At 39.7% G+C, this 20332-nt stretch carries 21 protein-coding genes; 5 read left to right on the top strand and 16 right to left on the bottom strand.

Features of this window, described 5'->3' with window-relative positions:
- Window positions 1-49 precede the first annotated feature (49 nt).
- Together EKQ44_RS04865 and EKQ44_RS04870 are read right to left on the bottom strand one after the other, a co-directional pair.
- Entirely contained in the window at window positions 50-1156 is a 1107-nt protein-coding gene (locus tag EKQ44_RS04865; protein ID WP_237662417.1) for a PQQ-dependent sugar dehydrogenase, read from the bottom strand.
- A 117-nt stretch (window positions 1157-1273) separates the two neighbouring features.
- Window positions 1274-1477 carry a DUF6501 family protein gene (locus EKQ44_RS04870; protein WP_237662418.1) on the bottom strand — a complete coding sequence of 68 codons (204 nt, stop codon included), beginning with the start codon at window positions 1475-1477 and terminating at the stop codon, window positions 1274-1276.
- Window positions 1478-1582: 105 nt separating this feature from the next.
- Between EKQ44_RS04870 and EKQ44_RS04875 the strand changes: the two genes are divergently transcribed.
- Complete coding sequence (locus EKQ44_RS04875; protein ID WP_237662566.1) at window positions 1583-2281, top strand: class I SAM-dependent methyltransferase; 699 nt, start codon at window positions 1583-1585, stop codon at window positions 2279-2281.
- A 25-nt stretch (window positions 2282-2306) separates the two neighbouring features.
- On the opposite strand, the gene EKQ44_RS04880 is transcribed toward EKQ44_RS04875, so the two are convergent.
- Complete coding sequence (locus tag EKQ44_RS04880) at window positions 2307-2759, bottom strand: hypothetical protein (protein WP_237662419.1); 453 nt, start codon at window positions 2757-2759, stop codon at window positions 2307-2309.
- A gap of 227 nt (window positions 2760-2986) precedes the next feature.
- Between EKQ44_RS04880 and EKQ44_RS04885 the strand changes: the two genes are divergently transcribed.
- Complete coding sequence (locus tag EKQ44_RS04885) at window positions 2987-3574, top strand: cell wall hydrolase (protein ID WP_237662420.1); 588 nt, start codon at window positions 2987-2989, stop codon at window positions 3572-3574.
- 49 nt (window positions 3575-3623) lie between these two features.
- Here EKQ44_RS04885 and EKQ44_RS04890 read toward each other — a convergent pair whose 3' ends face one another.
- The gene (locus EKQ44_RS04890) at window positions 3624-3815 is read right to left on the bottom strand and encodes a DUF2187 family protein (protein WP_237662421.1); all 192 of its coding nucleotides are present in this window, start codon (window positions 3813-3815) and stop codon (window positions 3624-3626) included.
- A gap of 58 nt (window positions 3816-3873) precedes the next feature.
- Window positions 3874-4737: an alpha/beta hydrolase gene (locus EKQ44_RS04895; protein WP_237662422.1), complete on the bottom strand. Its 864-nt coding sequence runs from the start codon at window positions 4735-4737 to the stop codon at window positions 3874-3876.
- Between the two features lie 148 nt (window positions 4738-4885).
- On the opposite strand from EKQ44_RS04895, the gene EKQ44_RS04900 reads away from it, so the two are divergent.
- Window positions 4886-5422 (top strand): YhcN/YlaJ family sporulation lipoprotein, encoded by a 537-nt coding sequence (locus EKQ44_RS04900; protein WP_237662423.1) that lies wholly within the window; start codon window positions 4886-4888, stop codon window positions 5420-5422.
- Window positions 5423-5682: 260 nt separating this feature from the next.
- Here the strand turns inward: EKQ44_RS04900 and EKQ44_RS04905 are convergent, their stop codons facing one another.
- From EKQ44_RS04905 to EKQ44_RS04955, 10 genes are all read right to left on the bottom strand, one after another.
- Window positions 5683-5847: a hypothetical protein gene (locus EKQ44_RS04905; RefSeq protein WP_237662424.1), complete on the bottom strand. Its 165-nt coding sequence runs from the start codon at window positions 5845-5847 to the stop codon at window positions 5683-5685.
- A 56-nt stretch (window positions 5848-5903) separates the two neighbouring features.
- Complete coding sequence (locus EKQ44_RS04910; protein WP_237662425.1) at window positions 5904-7106, bottom strand: toxic anion resistance protein; 1203 nt, start codon at window positions 7104-7106, stop codon at window positions 5904-5906.
- Between the two features lie 19 nt (window positions 7107-7125).
- Complete coding sequence (locus EKQ44_RS04915; protein ID WP_237662426.1) at window positions 7126-7773, bottom strand: 5-bromo-4-chloroindolyl phosphate hydrolysis family protein; 648 nt, start codon at window positions 7771-7773, stop codon at window positions 7126-7128.
- A 422-nt stretch (window positions 7774-8195) separates the two neighbouring features.
- A complete protein-coding gene (locus EKQ44_RS04920) occupies window positions 8196-9611 on the bottom strand; it encodes an NAD-dependent succinate-semialdehyde dehydrogenase (RefSeq protein WP_331254642.1) in 1416 nt (471 codons plus the stop codon).
- Window positions 9612-10006: 395 nt separating this feature from the next.
- Window positions 10007-11209: an MFS transporter gene (locus EKQ44_RS04930; RefSeq protein ID WP_237662428.1), complete on the bottom strand. Its 1203-nt coding sequence runs from the start codon at window positions 11207-11209 to the stop codon at window positions 10007-10009.
- 339 nt (window positions 11210-11548) lie between these two features.
- Complete coding sequence (locus EKQ44_RS04935) at window positions 11549-12055, bottom strand: YusW family protein (RefSeq protein ID WP_237662429.1); 507 nt, start codon at window positions 12053-12055, stop codon at window positions 11549-11551.
- Window positions 12056-12107: 52 nt separating this feature from the next.
- Window positions 12108-12764: a phosphatase PAP2 family protein gene (locus tag EKQ44_RS04940; RefSeq protein ID WP_237662430.1), complete on the bottom strand. Its 657-nt coding sequence runs from the start codon at window positions 12762-12764 to the stop codon at window positions 12108-12110.
- Window positions 12765-12827: 63 nt separating this feature from the next.
- Window positions 12828-14753, bottom strand: a complete 1926-nt coding sequence (locus EKQ44_RS04945) for a vWA domain-containing protein (RefSeq protein ID WP_237662431.1) — start codon at window positions 14751-14753, stop codon at window positions 12828-12830.
- Between the two features lie 10 nt (window positions 14754-14763).
- Window positions 14764-15636, bottom strand: coding sequence for an ATP-binding protein (locus EKQ44_RS04950; RefSeq protein WP_414491242.1), 873 nt, complete (start codon window positions 15634-15636; stop codon window positions 14764-14766).
- 163 nt (window positions 15637-15799) lie between these two features.
- Entirely contained in the window at window positions 15800-16582 is a 783-nt protein-coding gene (locus tag EKQ44_RS04955; protein WP_237662432.1) for a TerC family protein, read from the bottom strand.
- A 604-nt stretch (window positions 16583-17186) separates the two neighbouring features.
- On the opposite strand from EKQ44_RS04955, the gene EKQ44_RS04960 reads away from it, so the two are divergent.
- Together EKQ44_RS04960 and EKQ44_RS04965 are read left to right on the top strand one after the other, a co-directional pair.
- Window positions 17187-18551 (top strand): MATE family efflux transporter, encoded by a 1365-nt coding sequence (locus EKQ44_RS04960; RefSeq protein WP_237662433.1) that lies wholly within the window; start codon window positions 17187-17189, stop codon window positions 18549-18551.
- A 348-nt stretch (window positions 18552-18899) separates the two neighbouring features.
- Window positions 18900-19277, top strand: a complete 378-nt coding sequence (locus EKQ44_RS04965) for a hypothetical protein (RefSeq protein ID WP_237662434.1) — start codon at window positions 18900-18902, stop codon at window positions 19275-19277.
- A gap of 60 nt (window positions 19278-19337) precedes the next feature.
- Here EKQ44_RS04965 and EKQ44_RS04970 read toward each other — a convergent pair whose 3' ends face one another.
- The gene (locus EKQ44_RS04970) at window positions 19338-20174 is read right to left on the bottom strand and encodes a CAP domain-containing protein (protein WP_237662435.1); all 837 of its coding nucleotides are present in this window, start codon (window positions 20172-20174) and stop codon (window positions 19338-19340) included.
- Window positions 20175-20332 lie beyond the last annotated feature (158 nt).

Here is a 20332-nt window from a genome sequence, read left to right on the forward strand (position 1 = left end):
CTTGCCTGCTCTACAAGCTTTTTCACCTATCTTTTTTCCTCTTAAATCCCTACTCAGGACTTATGTCAAGCTTTATAAATTGGTCATCATCTGGTCCCGGGGTCCCTCTTCCATCCGTATTATTCGTTATAAAATATAAATTATTTCCGTCAACGAATACATCCCGGATTCTCCCGTTTTGATTCCAAATTGTTGCTTGCTTACCAAAACGCAACTCGAATTCCAGGATCATTTCACCTCTTAGGTTTGCAACCAATAACACACCATCTTTAAATACTAAACCTGAAGGAGCCCATGTTTGTGAACCTGAGTGGAATAATGGTGCTTCCATGCCTTCGGGATGTTCATCTCCTGTGCCTTTTGGCCAACCGTAGTTTTTCCCTTTTTTGATTTGATTGATTTCATCAAAAGCAGAGGGACCATGCTCTGAGGCATACATCTCCCCTGTCTCTTCATTCCAGGCGACACCTTGCGGATTACGATGACCAAAACTATAAATGTAAGAATTGGGATACGGGTTATCGCTAGGTACCGTGCCATCTAAGTTCATGCGTATTATACTACCAGGTAGTGTGTCGGAGTCTTGTGCAAGATCTGGTTTGTTGGCATCGCCTATTGTTGCATATAATTTATTATCTGGTCCGATTTTTACCCTTCCCCCATTATGGAAAATAGCACCTTCTATCTCATCTAAAAGCACTTTTTGTTCTATCCACTTATCCTGATCATATTTTATCACTACCAGTCTATTTTTCACTTCCTGCTCTGTTCCATAGGTGTGATAAACAAATGCAAGTCCGTTCCTTTCAAAATCAGGATGCAATGCCATACCGAGCAAGCCACCTTCCCCGTAAACCAACAGTGGCTCATTGAGAATGACTTCCTCCTTTTTCATCCCTTCCCCATCTACCTTAACTATGGCGCCTGTTCTCTCTGTAATATAGAAAGAATCCTCACTTTTACTGATAGACCAAGGAATTTGTAAATTTGTCGCAAGCACTTCCCTTTTGGATGCACTAAATACTGTTTCTTGTACGCCTTCTTTTGGTGTAGCGTTCGTCTCTTTTGATTCATTTTCGCTTTCCGACTGGTTACCTAGGGTACAAGCAGTTAACATTAATATAAGAAGAATTAATATAAATAGTTTCTTTTTCACAGATACACCCCTCTATTCTTTTCCCTCCATTAATAGAGTCTAATCCAACTTTTAAAGGAAAATACAAAAAAACAAGACGTTTTTTTACGTCTTGTAGTCGTCAGGCTTTTTAATGACTTAAACCTGCTCAAAGTATGTTTTGTAATACCCACCAATATGTCCGCTGTTATCTTCTACAAATATAAATTCTTCTGTCTCATTCTTCACATCGTATATTTTCCCGACAGTAAGCATATTGTTCACAAGGTATTTTTTTGCGTCGGTATGTACACATTTCACTTTTTTGATTGATTCCTTCTTATCCCAAGTATTATGTATCATTGATCAACACCTCCAAAATCTTTACGACTATATTTTACCTTAACCAATCCTGAAGAACAATCATAAGTCCTAACACATATGATTACTTGAGGTGATTTTTTAGTGATGAACCATACTTATACGGACTTACTGGCATTGTTTGGGATAGGTGGTGCACACCCTGGTGGGATTGAGCTTACAAAATCAATACTGCTGGAAGAGGGGATTTCTGGTAAGAAACTTTTAGAGGTTGGATGTGGGACAGGACAATCTTCCACTTTTATCAGGTCATTGGGGATTGATATCACACCCATTGATAACCATCCTCTCATGGTACAAAAGGCAAATAAAAGGTTTGCCGAGGAAAACATGGAACTCTGTGCCCTGCAAATGAATGTTGAACAGTGCGAGTTTAAGGACTGCTCCTTTGACTTTATACTTTCCGAATCTGTCCTATCTTTTACCAATACCTCTAAAACCCTACCAGAACTATTTCGAGTGCTAAAGGATGACGGTATGCTAGTTGCTGTAGAAATGACAAAAAAGTCGTCCCTCCCATTAAAACTTGAAAAAAACATGAGAAAATTCTATGGCATGCCGTCTATATGGACCACGGAAGAATGGAAAAAACGTTTCATCTCATCAGGATTTCGCACGGTAGCTATATCCACTTTATCCTTAAAGGAACTTGAGCCTTCTGAACCGGATATCGATCCTTCTGCTGATATAGATGAATCCTTATTTGAAATTATGCATCAGCATGAAAAATTGACTCAGGAATCCCAGCAACATATAGAACTTAGTATTATTAGAGCAAAACGTTAAAAGCTAAAGCCACCTCTTCCCGGCTTTAGCTTTCTTTTGCTAGTTTTTTTTCTTTGTTTTGGAAATCGTCCTTCATCACCATGGTAAGGAGATTACTTTTCCCGAATACATGTAACTCCTTATACAAACTGTCAGGCTTGAAATTCACTAACCGAACAGGAAAAAACTTGTTTGTGAAAATATAGGCCCCCTTAGAGGATCGACCTATCTGTTTAAAGACAATTTTGCGTATGTCTGTGCAAGCAATTTCGTTGGTGATAAGAACAATATGTAAGAACATTACTTGATAGTGAATGGAAGAATCATTCACTTTCACTTGATAACGAATGAAATAAGAAAAAACGATGATAAAAGCAATGGATAATTGTACAAGCGCTCTACCGTAATTAGCATGAAGAAGTTGATAGATACCCTGAACCAACATTAGTGATAAGATAAAACTGTGAACAACAGTGGGATATTTAGCATGGTAGGTCATAGACATACTCCTCCGTTCCTTCCAAAGTAGGGTAAGTTTGGTTACCTGTACTTATTCTCCCAATAAAATTCCAATTTCATCCTTATTTTTGTGAAAACTAGGTAATATCTACAATATATATCATCCCATGGCAACATTTATATAGTGAAACCCATGTACTTTCTTGTTAGGATGTTAATTAGAGTGTCCGAGAGTTGATGATTAACACAACAAGGAGGAACTTCTTTATGAAAAAATTTATTACAATTTCAACTGCTGCTGTAGCCTTTTTTGCAGGCACAGGCTTTCATGCACAAGCAGCAGAATCACATAAAGTACAATCCGGCGATTCGCTGTGGAATATAGGTAAAACGTACGGAGTTTCCGTAAAGGAAATGAAAGAAATGAACAATAAAAATAACCATCTGATTTTCCCTGGTGAGGCATTGCAATTACCTGAGAAAGTTTCCGATGGAGAAAAAGAATTATTGGCTAGACTTGTTCATGCCGAATCAAAAGGGGAACCATATGAAGGAAAAGTTGCAGTAGCAACGGTAGTATTAAATCGTGTAGATAGTGAGACTTTCCCGGATTCCATCAAGGAAGTCATTTATGAAACCTCTCCTGGTGGCATTTATCAATTCTCACCAGTTGGAAACGGACAAATAGATAAAGCTGCTGATGAAGAAGCACTTAAAGCAGTAGAAGAAGCAATTGCCTTCCGTGGGGACGGAAACAATTCTCTATACTTTTTTAACCCAGATAAAACAAGTGACCAATGGATTCGTACTAGAAAAGTAACGAAAACAATTGGTAATCATGTCTTTGCCCAATAAGTTAGTAAACAAAAACGAGGTGTTGGATCTCTTATCCAACACCTCGTTTTTATATGGCTTTATAGTTTTTATGATTGATTACTGTCCGGATTGGTTCTCCGGTATTAGGATTCTTCCCTAACTCCACAATCACTGAGCTATCTCGTACAACAATGACTGTTCCCTTACTTCCTTTTTTTGATCCCTTATTTATCTGTATCATATCCCCGACTTGAACGTTGGTCGTGTTCGTTTCTTCCATGATAAATTCCACCTTTACTACTCAATTTTTATTGTACTATCTATCCTTTATTATCCCCTTATTCCGCTAAATATCTTTTTATATGAAAAAAAGTTGTCTCCCTGATGGCATCATTTTCGTTAAAAAGCTGATGATTTCCTTCATCTATTAGGATACATTTCGAAAGAGGATATTTGTCCAATAGAAAACGGATATTGTATTTCCAATCAACCGTAGTATCTTTATTCCCCTGTACGATGAAAAGATTCTCGTTACTAATTGGAAGTTTCGGAAGGTTATTATGCCATTTCGTGAAAGAATGCAGCCAATTTACTGGCAATGCAGAAAACTGAAGGGGATCATTTTTTACGAATTTGAGATAGTCCAAATCCGATGAGTTTTTACGGAAAGTCCTTTTTATATGCTTCACTTTCTTCCCAATGATTTTAACACCAATTTTCGAAAAAGACCACAGATATGGTTGTACTAAAGGGGAAACCATGATTATTTTGTTGAAAGAATTTACTCCGTTGTTGATATAATCCAGAACGATCGCAGCTCCTGTGCTATGCCCAATGACTGACCATTTCGAATCGTTTAAACCTTGTTTTTTATAATGACACTGCACCGCATGGAGTGCTGTTGAATAGTCATTAAACTCCTCGATATCGCCTCTATCTCCAAAGGAGTGACCATGGCCTGGTAAATCAAATGTAACAATACCATAGCCCTCAGACAATAAAGATTCAATCAGTTTTGAAAAGGCACCAGAATGATCCAGATAGCCATGCACGATGGTTACTAGCCCTTTTCTTTTATTAGGAACAAAGGATTGGACGAAAATATCAAGATGTTTATGGACGATACGGTTACTTTCATGAATGGAAGCCCACTGTTTTAAACCGTAATAAAGCAGATATTCATTATTATCAAAATTTTCCATAGGAATCATCCTCAACTTAATACTATTGGTACAATGCTTTTTTAACTTACTTACCTATCTTACCTTATTATGAACAAAAAAATTGTATATTTCTTTGCTCAATATCAAAACATAACAGTAAATGCTAAGAAAGAGGTGTTTGAAAGGTATGAAGATAAAAGGTATAGTGGTTACTGGACTTGCTCTCACCATGCTTGCTACTGGTTGTGGGAATGTAGATGATTATGGAACTGCAAGAAGAGGTAATCAAGGAGATGCGCTTAATGTTAATTACGATAACATGGGGCGCTATACAGAAAATGTAAGAAGAGATGGCGTCAACCCAAGACGTGTCAATGAAACAAACCAACCACGCCTGGAAGTTGCCGACGAAGCATCCAAACGTATCACGGATCTTAAAGAAGTAAGAACCTGCAATGTTCTCGTTACCAACCGTAACGCCTATGTAGCAGCTGTATTGGAAGGTCAAGAAAATACGGATTTGAGCAAGGATGTTGAAGAGAAGATTGCTAATGAAGTTCGACAATCAGATCGTAACATCCGTAATGTATATGTATCTGTGAACCCTGAATTTGTTGACCGTATGGAAGGTTATACAAATGATATTAATCAAGGTCGTCCAATCAGAGGTATTTTCGATGAGTTTACAGAAATGGTTCAACGTGTTTTTCCTAACCCGAGATAACATTTAAATACCACTAATAAAAACAAGAGGACCTGTTAGGTTCCCTCTTGTTTTTATTTGAAGGCTCTTTACGTAAACATTGTTGCTTTTACGTATTGATAAAATCGCCTTTATATCCGTTATTATCATGCTCGTTTCCTTGTAGCACTAAAGTTATTACTGTGTACTTTAAAGATTCTAATCAGTAAAAAGTCCAATTGCCGACTTTTTACTATAAAATAGCAACAATCTTTTAGAAAAAAGCCTATTTGAAAGAGTTGTTAATCTTCGTATATAATTTTGTCCGCTCTTGCTTCTACATGATCAACTGTTGATGTATTCATGACTTCTACCATCTTGTTCGTTATTTTTTCAATTTCCGACGGGGAATAGCCCAATTTCTCCAATGCTACGGTTGCAAAAGATATGGCCTCACCTATACGCATATTATCACCTCTACTCCCTATTATTCACAGGAAAGGCAATAAATATCAGGAAAATGTCAGTCTCTCTTGGCTTTGGAACGGACTTCAAGCAGCTTGGTCTTCAAATCGTTTTCCATCTGGACTAGTTCAAGCTCCACCTGATGGCGCTTTTCACGACCTTCTTGTTGAATTTGCAATGTTTCCTCCAAGGTTTCGATTAAATTCTCTTGGGTTTTCTTCAGCGTTTCTATATCCACTAGCCCTCTTTCATTCTCCCTTGCAGCTGAAATGGTATTCTGTTTCAGCATTTCGGAATTCCGTAAAAGTAGCTCATTGGTGGTTTCGGAAACGTTCTTCTGCGTGTCCACTGCTTTCTGTTGGTTATACAAGGATACTGCAATAACAAGCTGATTCTTCCACAATGGAATCGCAGTAAGAATGGAAGATTGTATTCTCTCGACCAATGTTTGATTAGTATGCTGGATCATTCTGATTTGTGGAGCCATCTGTAGGGTGATCTGCCTACTGATTTTCAAATCGTGTGTTCTTTTTTGAAGTCTATCTGCAAATTGCATCATGTCACTGACTGCCTGTACATCCATCTGATTATTTGTTTCCCTTGCCTTCCGCTCCAGTTCAGGAATAATGGTGGCTTGGATTTCATCAAATTTGTGTTCTGCAGCTGCAATGTAAATATTCAATGCCTGGAAATAGTCTTTATTTTTATCATACAGGGATTCCAGCATAATATTGTCACGTTGCAGCACTTTTTTAAAGCTTTCCAGCTGGTCGGAGATTTTGTCAATTTCAAAACCGATCTTTCTATATTTGGCGAATAACTGTTGGACAGAGTTATTTACATTTCCAAACAGCTTGCCGAAAAACCCTTTCTTTTGAGGCTCCAGCTCCCCAGGTTTCACTTCTTTGATCTTTCTCATCAAATCTGAGACAACTTCCCCAACTGGACCGGCATCTTTTGCCTGCACATGGGACAGGATCGAGTTGGAAAAGGTAGAAAGCTCGTTTTGGGCCGTAATCCCGTAGGAGGAAATGGCTTGCTGATCTGTCGGGTCTATTTGTTTCGCAATTTCCAAAGCACGGGCCTTATATTCCGCTGATAAGGAATCCATCACTTTTTCTTTCTGCGGTTCAGGCTGCGCATTGGTTTCCCGGTGAGGAATCATCTCATTTTCCACCTCTGGAGTGGAGAATGGATTTTTCAATAGGTCGTTCAGCGTCTCATCTTTAACTTGTTCTTTGAATTTATCATTATTATTCATTGTCATTTCACCCCATAAGCTACTTCTTTTCAATTATTTTGTTATTTGCTTCTATCTGTTGAAAGTTTGTTTGGTTCATCAGTTGTATTTCCGTGTTGAGGTTGTTCATATCACCAGAAAGGACTGCTATCATTTCTTTTTCCATATTACGCTCCAGTTGTTTCAATGCCTCTTCCGTTTCGCGAAGGGCTAGGGAAACTTCATGAGTGCGGACTGGTTGATTTAATAGGTGAACATATTTTTCCGTGATAATTGCCGATGAATCCAAATGCTGATGAAAGAAATTCTGTGCAGTTCGGTAACGAACAGGTTCCTTTTCCACCATTTTAATGATTTTAGTTGATATCTTAGAGATTTTTGTAATGGTCTGATAGACAAAGATGGATCGGACCCGAAATCTTGAACTGTTGATTTTCTTTGCTTTATCCTTCGCCTGTCTCAATTGTGCATGGACATATTTCTTTTCTTTCCGCTCAATTTTATCCAAATCGTTATTGGGAAGCAGCTTTCTTTTTAAAGCCCAATAGCTCAGAAGAAATCCGGCAAAAGCTCCCAATACACCTATTTGTAGTTGATTACCCGTTAGTAGAAATGCTATAAAAAAACCTACAATTGCTAAATTGATAGAAACTATGACAATAAAGCTCTGCAGCATGAAGCGTTTCATATTTTCACTCCTCACCTTTTGAAAAAACCTTAAACTGTACCTTTATTTACGTATCACTGAGGAAAAGGTTTCACTTTGTATAGTTTTATTATATAGGAAATTGGTTGGAATACGAAATGTTTTGTTAGTAGTCGATTGGAAAATGAGAGAGAACAAAAAAGAACCCTTGATTCCAGGATCAAGGATTCAGACTCTTGACAAACTATAGAATAAGTTCGGTTATTATCTGTTGTTACAGTTGATCTCCGTGGCAGGAGCTTCGCTTTCCGCGGGCAGTCCGGAAGCCTCCTCGGGCTAACGCCCTGCGGGGTCTTCCATGTCCTTTCCTCCCGCAGGAGTCTTCGCTCCTTCCACTGCGATCAACTAGAGAATTTCATTATTTTTAGATTTGTCTACACACTGAACGGTTCATTCTTCATCATTTATATTCCGATGGAAACATACTTTACTTCCAGATATTCTTCTAAGCCATGATGGCCACCTTCACGTCCAATTCCACTTTCTTTCAGTCCACCGAATGGTGCTTGTGCTATAGATGGTGCCCCATCATTCACACCTATTATTCCATAGTCAAGACCTTCCGTTACACGATAAATTCTTGACATCTTTTCCGTAAAAACATAAGCTGCCAAGCCATATGGTGAGTTGTTTGCTCGTTGTATTACTTCTTCCTCGTCCTTAAACGTTGTAATTGGCGCAAGGGGCCCGAACGTTTCCTCCTGCATACACTGCATGTCATCATTCACATTTGTGATGACAGTAGGTTCCATGAACGTCTTATCCTTCACTACACCACCGTACGCAACAGAAGCTCCTTTCCCTTTTGCGTCATTTAGATGTTCTTTCACTTTATCAAGGGCATCTTCATCAATAAGGGGTCCAAGGTCCACTCCTCGTTCCATTCCGTTTCCAACTTTCAATTTAGAAACCTCCTCCACGAAGTAAGAGGTGAATTTTTCGGCGACACTTTCATGGACGTAGATTCGATTGGCACAAATACAAGTTTGGCCTGCATTTCTGAATTTAGATTGTACGAGTCCTTTCGCTGCCTTTTCAAGATCCGCATCCTCAAACACAATGAAAGGTGCATGCCCTCCAAGTTCCAGGGAAAGTTTTTTTACGGTATGTGCCGCCTGTTCCATCAATTTTTTTCCGATTTCCGTGGATCCGGTGAAAGTCAGCTTTTTGACATCCTTATGTTTCATCAAGGACTCACCAATCACACTGGATTTTCCTGTTACAACCTGTAGAACCCCTTTTGGAATACCTGCCTCATCTGCATATTTCGCTAACAATAGTGCAGTGAGTGGAGTTTGCCCCGCAGGCTTTACAATTACCGTGCATCCTGCTGCAAGGGCAGGTGCCACCTTTCGTGTAATCATGGCAGCAGGGAAATTCCAAGGTGTAATGGCCGCCACCACACCAACTGGCTGTTTTTGAATGAGAACACGCTTATCTTTTGAAGAGGAAGGAATTGTCTCCCCATAAATTCTTTTTCCTTCTTCTTTATACCATTCTACAAAACTGTTGGCATAACCCACTTCTCCAAGAGCTTCCCGGAAAGGTTTTCCTTGTTCTTTTGTCAACGTTTCGGCGATTAGCTTCTTATTTTCCTCCAATAGCATAAACCACTTGTTAAGCAAATCCGCACGTTCATATGCCGTGTAATTTCTCCATGTTTGAAAAGCATCTTTGGCATACTGGACCACATCTTCCAGTTGTTTTTCAGAAATGCTAGGTACCGTACCGATTACTTCACCTGTTGCAGGATTGGTTACCTCAATCACTTCTTCGGTTTTGATCCATTCACCGTTTATGTACATTGAATATTGTTCCACCTTCATCCCTCCTAGCAAAATGTCAGGTATTACTCTTTTAATATATTCACTCTTTAATGGTCATTCCCTTTATTCCAAAGAAAAAAACACCGGTTAGGGTGTTTCAGACTGTTGACAAAACCTATTAATCTTTAGGTTTGCATTTACCTACGCCCGGAAGCCTCCACGGGCTCCGTCCCAGGCCACCGAAAAGTTCATAATTTAATAATCTGTTCCATACCGCTGTTGATTTCCGCACTAGGCTTCGCTTTCCGCAGGGCGACCTTGAGCCTCCTCGGGCTACGCCTTGAGGGGTCTTCCCTGTCCCTCCATCCCGCAGGAGTCTCCGCGCCTTTCACTACGATCAACACGAGAATCTCATCATAATAAACTTTGTCTACACATTGATACACCGATTACGGTGTTTTTTGTTGAGGTATAGCAACCGGCTGTCGGAATAATCTTAATCCATAGAATAAAATTAAGGTTAAAGATAAAAGGCCAAAAACAATTGCCATCATTTGAAGGCCAATGGTATCCAAGAAAAGCCCCGTTCCAAGAAGGACAACTTGAAAGAGTACCCGGTCTAACATATTACGGAATGAAAAGAATCTTCCGTGATACTCTTTTGGAATTTTCGTTTGGAAGATGGTCGCTGCAATCGGAAAAAAGCAGCCAACTGCTAAACCGAATAGTCCAAAGGAAAATAAAGTCACCCACATGATATCTGCAAAATAGAGGCTTAAATGAGAAATCGCAATAAGTGTTACAAAACCGAACATTAACGGAATCATATTCCTATCATTGGATATGCGTTTCACGGCAAAGGCACCGATCATAAAGCATATTCCCTCAATGGTATAGATAAGACTTTTAATCGTTTGGTCATCCTGAATTTCACTGATATTAATGACCATCAAATTGAAGCCGCCAATGAATAAAAAAGGAATGAACGTAAGTATTAAAACTGTCAAAGCAATCGGCGTTTCTTTTAATACAGGCAACACCTCTTTAAAACTTCCTGTATTTTTACCGTTTCCATCCTCCTGCTTAGTGGAAGTGTCCTCAAAGTTCAATAGAAAAGTTAATGCAAAAAGAATTCCATATGCAACCATGGATGCCAAGTATAAAGAGGTTAAGCTCATAACCACTAGCATCGCCCCTGCTAAAGCTGTTCCAGCAATTCGGGAAACCGTGGAGACATTCATGTGGACCCCATTCATCTCTAATAGATCCTTATCTTTTACAATCATCGGAATGGAAGACTGTAATGCAGGAAAATAGAAGGCCGCTGAAATCTGGATGGCAATCATGAAGATTATCATGAAGATTATGGATTGAAATTCAATCGCCATGAACATGAATACAACGCTGATCATCCGTCCAAAACCTGATATCAACATAACTCTTTTTTTACTTGAAGCATCTATCACCTTTCCCGCAACTGGACCTACCATCACTCCAGCCAGTAGTCCTGCAAACAGGATGAGTGACTTGGCAAAGTCAGAGGGCACCAAAGCCTGCATAAACTCTAAATTCCCTATAATACCTGTCCATAGCCCCAGGCCCGCTATAAACTCACCAATTAAAATAATCCATACATTACGATTTTTCCACATATTGATTTCTCCGTTCACTTGGGTTGTTGTAAGAAAACTATACCATGGAAAGGATTAATTCGCTACTCGAAATTTCTACCCTATTTTAAATTATTTATTCAAAAGGCTCTGTTAAACACCGCTGTAGATTTCCGCAAACGGCTTCGCTTATCCAGAGGGCGACCTTGAGCCTCCTCGGGCTACGCCCTGCGGGGTCTCAAGAATGTCTCCCCGCCGGAGTCTTCGCCTATTGCTCCAATCAACAGCTAGGTTTTTGCAAAATCAACAGTATGCTTTAACTGAGCCATTCAAAAAAACACTTGAATCAGGTCATTTTGCCATCTTCAAGTGTTTCTTGATTTATCGTTTTTCTTCATATTTCTTTTTGGTACCATCTTCGAAAGTTACTTCCAATTCAAACTCCTTAAAATCGTCCTGCAGCCCGAATACTTCCATTACTTGCGAGATGACTTCTTGATCGTCTGAGTTGCTGTCAAAGTTCAGCTGTTCCAAACGAGGGGAAAGTTCGGTGTATGCTTCGTCACCTTTAAGGGAGACTTCGTTCAGATCATCTTCTATTTCTGCCTCTCCATTTCCTTCTGCCTCGTAATCCGCTTCGTACTTCACATTGTTATCATATTCCACTTCAAGTTCAAACTTGGTAAAACGATGACCCGTTCCTGCTTGTTCTTCTTCCGTTGGTGTTCCTTGATTCGTTTCTTCCGTGCCTGTTCCGTCATTTTGTGCTGATTCATTTTCCGGTGGAGCAGATAGATCCTCGTTGTCTGTTCCGCACCCTGTAGCAATTCCCGCAGTCAATACCAAACTAATTACAGCCATTATAGGCTTTTTATTAAACCATTCCATTACCATTCAGCTCCTTATGTATATAAAGTTATTTTTACCAGCTGTATCATATTTACCCATTATTATGGAAAGAAAACAATTTTCTATTCTGATGTTCGAATTTTAGCAAGATTGCTGAAACCAAAAACAGCCAAGATGCCCCCATCAAGAATCCACCAAGTACATCCAGAGGAAAATGAACGCCTAGATACACCCTGCTCCAACCTATCAAAAAAATTAAGACTATACATGACATGACAACAGTTATTCTGAGCCAGTCGGAACGGGCCACTATGAGACTCAGGATGGCGATCGCACCGAAGAATGCCATTGAATTCATGGAATGGCCACTTGGAAAGCTGTAATAGCCCGCTTCGACAATATGGTCCAATGTTGGCCTTTCCCTCGAAAATAAGGTTTTCAAAAAAGTATTTAAGAGGCGTACACCAACTAAGTTACACCATGTAAACAGCACCAAAGACCACTTCCTCTTAATAAGTAAGACAACTGATAGGACAATGAGAGCTGGATAGAAAAACAGCCTAGATCCGATAAATGATAAGAAAATAAATAACCTATCCATTTCTGCAAACCTATACATTTTTTCTCCAAGCATAGTGTCGAAAGAGACAGCTGCCTCAACCAAGGTTAATCCTGCCACCAAAAGAAAAAGAAGAAAAAGTATGATGCTTGCTTTAAAAAATGCTTCAGGTCTTATTTTAAGAAACATAACAATTCACTCCAGACAAAAAGGCTAACTCCTTATCTCTTAGAGTTAGCCTAATCATCTGTTTTATAAACTTTTCAATAATAACTTTTTTAAAAGCGGAAAAAGCACATCTGGCAGTTCCTCAATATCCGGAACTAATATACTATATTTTCCGTACATGTTTTGAATGGTTCTGACTTGACCTTCATCGATTTCACCATTAGCCAAAAATACATTGATGACTTCCAGGCCTTTCTTTCTTGCTTCCATGACTGCTTGGTGAGTGTCTACGATGCCGTTCTTTTCATAGTCCATCGCTGCAGGTTCGCCATCTGAAAATACAAGAAGGAACTTCTGTTTTTCACTTCTAGCAACAAGCCTCTTGGTCATATGCCTGATTGCATATCCATCCCTGTTATCTTCTTCAGGTTCCAGTTGCAGGATCTCAGGGCCGGATGCTTGTCTCAAACTAGAGGAGAAATCAATGACCGTTTTAAAATAATTTGGTTGACTTGTTGACGTAGCATCATTGGTATCTTCCCAGAACCCCACCACTTCATGAGGAACAAATACCGATTTCAATGCTTCATGAAAAAGAGTGATTCCATACTTAGTCTGTTCCATTTTATCGAACATGGATGCCGAACAATCGACCAAGAGAGAGAACACTGCATCGATCTCAATGGATGGATTATCTTTTTTATAGAAGACTCTCGGGTTGTCATCTGTTAACCAAGGGATGAGTTTCTTACTGAGCCTGCCGAATGGGAGGTCACTTCTTGGCAGAATCTTTTTGTGCTCCAATGTTTTCTGAATCAGCTGCTTCAGTTTTTTTTGATAAGAAGCAACAAACTGCTTATACTCTTCGTATTCACGATTTTGTTCTTTAGAAACAACACCGGGTTTTAAGAATACTGGGTATGCATACTTGTTCTCTTTCCCAAACTCAGCACCCTTTCCACCTTCTTTTTTTGTATCGTTGAGTACATCAAGCGCCTCAAGTTTCGAGTAGTCGTTTCTATTGGTTTGTTGGCTCTCCCCTTGAACGAAGCCCATCGCCTGGTCTCCATCTTCCCCTTCTCTTACCCCTTCTCCCATCAAGTCCGTCTTAGTTCCTTGCTCCATATCGAATTGAAGGAAGCTCTTATTGTTACTTTCTGATTCCCGGTGCCAGGTGGGAAGCTTGTCTTCGTGCACATCTTCCTCATCATCCTGCTTATCCTTCTGCTTTATATCATCATTCTTCAAGTCGCTTTTTCTTTTCATCTCATCAAAGGTTGGGCCATGCTCTTCTTCTAGTTTTTCCGTAAAATCGGGAAGGAAGAAATACGTATTAAGCATATCCTTTTCCAGCAGCTCTTCCAGTACTTCCACGATAACCTTTACACTTCTAAGAATTTCACTTGTACTTTTCGCTTCGTAACATTTGGAAGCTTCTTCTCTTAAAAAAGGAATCGCAAGGTCAAGATCCTCATTCAATGAAGGTACTTCCTCCAACGGGTTATCTGTCGTCAATAGTAGATACAGCAGATTATATAGTGCATCAGTCAGGATGTTTCTCTCCGCATTGACTGTTAACTGGCTGCGAAAATACTTTCTATACTCCGCTCTTCGGATCAAAAAGGTCCTGGTTGTACCCGGTCGCTCCCTTTTACAATATTCCTCAAGTCTCAAATCTTCAAGGAGTATGAACAGCTGCCTGCAAAAGCTGTTCAAATGAGTGTTTTTCATAAACAGAAACAGCTCTTGGATTACTTCATAATCCGTATGCGGGACAGATCCGATGCTACGCAAATAAACATCACTTTTCATTCCGTGCAATTTCTCGTATGGTGGGTGATTGTCCCAAAACAGGCTGATAAAGAGTTTATTGCCATAGGGATCATAGTACGACTTGAACGCATATTCCACCTCTAGATTCTTTTTCTTGGAAAGGGAAGTTGCCAAGTCGGATAGCTCCATAAACAGGAATGAGTCTATTTTTTTATCATTAAAAACGATTGGTCTCAATATTTATCCCTCACTCAAACAAAGTTTGTGCGATATTTAAAATGGCCGCTTTTTCTCTATCATCTTCCAATTTCTCTACAATCCCACGCTTAATGGCACGGATTGGTGGCAAATACACACTAAGGTCGCACGTGTCTAAAAGTGCGCGTACGGAAGCGGCTTCTTCAGAAAGATTCCCGTTCTCCACCAAAGCTATAAGATCGGATGACAATGTGACATATTTCTTCAGCAATTTATCATCGTTCAAACGCGATTGACTTTTTAACACTTGAAGCAGTATATCTCCTTGCACATAAGGGACATCAACGACCACAAACCGATTCTTCAAGGCTTCATTAAGTGGAACCGTTCCCACATATCCTTCATTGATAGCGGCAATGACACCAAAGTCCTGTTCCGCTTTTACAACCTCTCCTGTAAATGGATTGGTGATTGTTTTCCGGTAATCCAACACTCCGTTCAGTATTGGTAATGTCTCTGGCTTTGCCATGTTAATTTCATCGATATACAACAAGTGCCCTTGTTTCATCGCCTTGATGACAGGTCCAGAGACAAACTCGATGGAAGCTTTTCCTTCGACATTATGTATGGTTTTGAAACCAAGTAATGCCTCTGCATCGAGGTCGACCGAACAGTTGATGCTGTGCATTGGTTGATGAAAAATGGAAGATATCGTTTCAGCAAGCTTCGTCTTTCCGGAACCGGTAGGACCTTTTAGAAGAACGTTCTTTCCCATCGCCAAGGCAATGATGCAATCATACATGATATCATTATCAGTTGCTGTATAACCTGCTGTTCCAATAAGGGAACTGTCTTCGATTTTATCTTTGTTTCTTTTGAATTTTTCTTGAATTTCTGTTGGTAATTGATTTATTGTAAACACACTTCAGTCTCCTTTTTCACATAGTACTTTTAGTATTTCACTTTTTGTGGGAGTTATGGATTGTTATATTTCACCTAGTTAAAAAGGCTGCTGACAATAGTTTGTCAACAGCCTAGTACATTATATCAACTAATCCATTATTCTTGAAGTGAAAAGATTTATCTTACTTAATGCTGTCCACTTCTTGAACCACTTTGTTCTTCCCTGATACAATCCAACCACCAACAGCGATACCGATCAAGACGATCCAGAACATCGCTTTAAATAGTGGGCTGTGCGGGAAGTGGTATGGAAGTACACCAACACTTGGATGCGCTAATGTGTACATTGCCAGTTTGAAACCAACCCATCCCACAATCAGGAAAGCTGCGGTTTCCAAACTCGGTCTTTCTTTTAACAATTTAACAAACAATGTAGCAGCAAAACGCATGATGACTACCCCGATAAATCCACCCAGGAAGATGATGATAAATTGTCCTCCATCAATGCCTCCAATTTGCGGAAGGTTTGTTTGTGGCAAAGTCATAGCCAATGCAAAAGCTGCCAGGATGGAATCCACCGCGAAAGCGACATCCGCCACTTCCACCTTAAAGACTGTCATCCAAAAACCAGATTGCTTCTTGGGCTTGTCAACCGCAGCTGCATGTTCCACTTTCGCCACTGCATACCTTCGCCATATATGATTGAGTGCGATAAACAGCAAGTAAGCAGCTCCAATTGCTTGCACTTGCCAGATTGATACTAAGAATGAGATGGCAAATAATGATCCAAGTCTGAAAACAAATGCTCCTGCAAGACCGTAAAATAAAGCCTTCTTGCGGGCTTCTTCAGGGAGATGCTTCACCATAATTGCTAGTACTAGTGCGTTGTCAGCCGCTAAGATACCTTCAAGTGCAATCAGGACAAGAAGAACCCAGCCGTATTCCAATAATAATGATAATTCCATGGTTTTCCTCTCCTTTTTACATGGCTCTTTTCTCAAAGATTGTTGCTATTTACTGGTAAAAAGTCGGCATTTGGACTTTTTACTGCTCTCATACTATATAAGGTGCAAGTAGTTTCTTAAGTACGGCAGGGAAAAGAGCACGACAGTAAGCAAAATAACGGTTGATGTATCCATCCGAAAAAGCAACAAAGTTTACGAAAAGAGCCTTTTACATAACAAAAGCCTTACCCGGAAACGGTAAAGGCTCTTTATGAACACATAAAAAGACCTTTACCTAGAACTGTCCAATTTCCAGTTTAGGCAAAGGTCTTGCTAACAACATAATTGTTGCCGATAAAGCCGGTGCTGATTAATCAGTCACGTCATGACGACTATATCGTTCTCATAGCTACTCCCCTTTGATTGGGCTTGTGCGTATGTAGTTTTAATATATACCTATTCTAGTAGCTTAACAGATATGTGTCAACACATTTATATAGGAAGAAAGATCTTCATATAATCAAAAAAATCCGAATAATTATTTCTACACTCTAAATAAAAATAATATGTTATAATCCTTTCATTGTGAAGTTCATCATTCCAAAAATAAAGGTCGTGGCAAGATATGCATCAAGCACTTTCCTATAAAGAGCGTATACATATATTCATCAAAATTGTCGTCCCCATTCTAATTACGCAGCTCGGACTTTTCTCCATGAATCTCTTTGATATCATGATGACGGGAAATGTTGGAGCAAGCGACTTGGCAGGTGTGGCCATTGCCGCTGGACTTTGGGTACCTGTGTATACGGGACTCAGTGGCATTCTCTTATCCATCACACCGATAGTGGCTCAATTGGTTGGGGCTAAAAATACAGATAATGTCCCTTTTTCGATAACTCAGGGCATGTATGTTGCTGTTGCAATGAGTGTACTCGTTATTGGGATTGGAGCCATATCCCTTAATCCGATCCTTTCTGCCATGAGTCTTGAATCTGAAGTAAGACACGTTGCCAAATACTATCTCGTTGCGCTTGGATTTGGTATCGTCCCATTATTTGCATATACCGTATTAAGATGTTTCATCGATGCATTGGGGCATACTCGAACTTCCATGATCATCACATTGCTCTCCTTACCGATAAATGTTCTGCTGAACTACTTATTGATTTTCGGTAAACTTGGACTCCCTGCCCTTGGCGGAATCGGCGCAGGTGTTGCTTCAGCATTAACTTATTGGCTTATCACATTTATTTCGTTATATATTGTTCTAAAAAAGAGTCCATTTACGGCATTTCCACTATTTAAGAAACTTTATCCAGTTTCCCTATCCAAGTGGAAAGAAATTTTACTTATCGGGGTTCCAATCGGACTGTCCATATTTTTTGAAACAAGTATCTTTTCAGCTGTAACACTGCTTATGAGTTCCTTTGATACCATTACAATTGCGTCACATCAAGTTGCACTTAACTTTGCTTCGCTGCTCTATATGATTCCATTGAGTATATCGATGGCCTTAACCATCTTGGTTGGTTTTGAGGTTGGAGCTGGACGCATTAAGGATGCCAAACAGTACACCTATATGGGAGTGGTGTCTGCGGTTCTTCTCTCGTCCATTTGTGCTATCTTATTATACTTTTTCAGAGCAGAAGTCGCCTATATGTACACAAAAGATCCTGATGTTATCACCCTAACGACAGCGTTTCTCTTATATGCTATTTTCTTCCAGCTTTCTGATGCCATTGCTGCACCAATCCAAGGGGCTTTGCGAGGATATAAAGATGTGAACGTCACCTTTATGCTTGCCTTTGTATCGTATTGGATAATCGGACTCCCGATAGGGTTTGCCCTGGCCAACTATACTCAGTTTGGTGCTTTTGGATATTGGATCGGCCTGATTTGTGGCTTAGCTGCCGGTGCTGTTGGACTCGCATGGCGGTTATACATCTTACAAAATAGATATATGAAAAAGACCCTTTCCTACTCCTAAGGAGAGGGTCTCAGACTGTTGACAAACTATAAATTAATTAGGTTATCTGTTGGAAGTGTTGATCTTCGTTGCAGGAGCTTCGCTTTCCGCGGGCGGTCCGGAAGCCTCCTCGGGCTACGCCCTGCGGGGTCTTCCATGTCCCTTCCTCCCGCAGGAGTCTCCGCTCCTTCCACTGCGATCAACTAGAGGTTTTTATCATTTTTGGACTTTGTCTACACACAGAGGCCCTCTCCTATTCGTAAGGGGAGGGTCTTTTTAAAAGAGACTATTCTTATAGGAATAACGAAAGGAAATTGTAGTATATTGTCGAAATAAGTCATATAACAATTTGTAAAAAGGGGTTGTATTATGACCAATTACGATAATAAAAAAGTCTTAACTTCTTTAAGTTATTTTCGTCATCAGCTGAGCATACTCTTATGCCTGCTCGAAAGATATGAAACAGCGGATTTTGAAACAAAGAAAAACTTATATCCAGAATTGATTGCTGAATTTAAGCGTTATAAGAATGACCTAAAAAGAGAAATCAAAATCTTGATACAATATGACGTTAATCTCTGGGTTTCTGACCACCTGCTACCATCATTGGCAGTCACTTCTGCTTTTCTTCAGGATATAGGAATCAACCGTATAAATCCCAACAGTATACATAAGGTTGTCCTACAGGTTAGAAAGGCATATTTCTTCATGGAGCGCTATGATAGTGATCTAAATGAAAACGAATAGAATTTTCTTCTGTTACACTAAAAAAGGCAGCCAAATTGGCTGCCTTTAGATAAACACATCTTATTTACCGATGAACATTTGAGTCCAGTAGTTTCCATTTTCTACATGACCAACACCGATATGAGTGTAGTTTGCATTCATGATATTAGCACGGTGGCCTTCAGAATTCATCCAAGCATTTACTACTTCTTCAGGACTTTGTTGACCTTGTGCAATGTTTTCCCCAGCAGTACGGTAATCTACACCGAATTGTTTCATCATGTCAAATGGAGAACCGTAAGTTGGGCTGTTATGAGAGAAATAGTTGTTTTGTTGCATGTCTTTAGATTTCTCTTTTGCTACTTTGCTTAATTCTTCATCCAATTTTAACGGAGCTAAACCTTGTTTTTCACGCTCAGCGTTTGTTAATTCTACAACTTTCTTTTCAAATTCACTTACAGCGCCAGCAGTTTGTTCAGTTGCTGGTTTTTCAGCATTTTGCTGTGGTGCTTGTTGTTGTGGTGCTTGAGCTTCTTGCTTTGGTGCTTCCTGTTTAGGTGCTTGAGCAGGAGCTTCCGCTTTTTCTTCCTTAGGAGCTTCTACTTTTTCAGCTGGTTTCTGCTCAGCTTGTTTTGGAGCTTCTTTTTCACTTGCTTCAGCAGCTGGTGCGCCATTCATGTTTACTTTAACACCATACTTTTCTTCCAATTCTTTTACATATCCATCTAAGAACGCTTTGGCATCTTCTTGGTTAGTGAAAGCTTTGTTACTATTAAATGAAGTGACTTTATTTGTTAAGTCACATGTTGGTTTTGTTGGAGCGTTAGATTCTGCTTTCGCATTCATTCCGAATGGTGCGGCAGTTAGTACAGCTGCAGTTGTTACAGCAGTGATGAAAGACTTTTTGTTGATTTTCATAGGTGTGTTTCCCCCTTGAAATTTTTTTGTGTTGCTTTCTTGCTACACGAAAATCATAACACGGGATCTGTGTAATATTAGAGGAATATTGTGGATATCAACAATATCGATTTTCTATAATTATCCATATACTACAAGAATCTTTATGTATCAACGGA

Source organism: Sutcliffiella horikoshii (genome assembly GCF_021991925.1).
Classification (GTDB): domain Bacteria; phylum Bacillota; class Bacilli; order Bacillales; family Bacillaceae_I; genus Sutcliffiella_A; species Sutcliffiella_A horikoshii_F.

Bases quoted from the DNA above. Each gene is read 5' to 3' on its own strand.
- EKQ44_RS04915 (WP_237662426.1), bottom strand. From the start codon at position 7,773: ATGAAACGCTTCATGCTGCAGAGCTTTATTGTCATAGTTTCTATCAAT.
- EKQ44_RS04885 (WP_237662420.1), top strand. From the start codon at position 2,987: ATGAAAAAATTTATTACAATTTCAACTGCTGCTGTAGCCTTTTTTGCA.
- EKQ44_RS04935 (WP_237662429.1), bottom strand. From the start codon at position 12,055: ATGGAATGGTTTAATAAAAAGCCTATAATGGCTGTAATTAGTTTGGTA.
- EKQ44_RS04900 (WP_237662423.1), top strand. From the start codon at position 4,886: ATGAAGATAAAAGGTATAGTGGTTACTGGACTTGCTCTCACCATGCTT.
- EKQ44_RS04970 (WP_237662435.1), bottom strand. From the start codon at position 20,174: ATGAAAATCAACAAAAAGTCTTTCATCACTGCTGTAACAACTGCAGCT.
- EKQ44_RS04960 (WP_237662433.1), top strand. From the start codon at position 17,187: ATGCATCAAGCACTTTCCTATAAAGAGCGTATACATATATTCATCAAA.
- EKQ44_RS04955 (WP_237662432.1), bottom strand. From the start codon at position 16,582: ATGGAATTATCATTATTATTGGAATACGGCTGGGTTCTTCTTGTCCTG.
- EKQ44_RS04930 (WP_237662428.1), bottom strand. From the start codon at position 11,209: ATGTGGAAAAATCGTAATGTATGGATTATTTTAATTGGTGAGTTTATA.
- EKQ44_RS04965 (WP_237662434.1), top strand. From the start codon at position 18,900: ATGACCAATTACGATAATAAAAAAGTCTTAACTTCTTTAAGTTATTTT.
- EKQ44_RS04890 (WP_237662421.1), bottom strand. From the start codon at position 3,815: ATGGAAGAAACGAACACGACCAACGTTCAAGTCGGGGATATGATACAG.
- EKQ44_RS04895 (WP_237662422.1), bottom strand. From the start codon at position 4,737: ATGGAAAATTTTGATAATAATGAATATCTGCTTTATTACGGTTTAAAA.
- EKQ44_RS04940 (WP_237662430.1), bottom strand. From the start codon at position 12,764: ATGTTTCTTAAAATAAGACCTGAAGCATTTTTTAAAGCAAGCATCATA.
- EKQ44_RS04875 (WP_237662566.1), top strand. From the start codon at position 1,583: ATGAACCATACTTATACGGACTTACTGGCATTGTTTGGGATAGGTGGT.
- EKQ44_RS04910 (WP_237662425.1), bottom strand. From the start codon at position 7,106: ATGAATAATAATGATAAATTCAAAGAACAAGTTAAAGATGAGACGCTG.
- EKQ44_RS04870 (WP_237662418.1), bottom strand. From the start codon at position 1,477: ATGATACATAATACTTGGGATAAGAAGGAATCAATCAAAAAAGTGAAA.
- EKQ44_RS04905 (WP_237662424.1), bottom strand. From the start codon at position 5,847: ATGCGTATAGGTGAGGCCATATCTTTTGCAACCGTAGCATTGGAGAAA.
- EKQ44_RS04880 (WP_237662419.1), bottom strand. From the start codon at position 2,759: ATGACCTACCATGCTAAATATCCCACTGTTGTTCACAGTTTTATCTTA.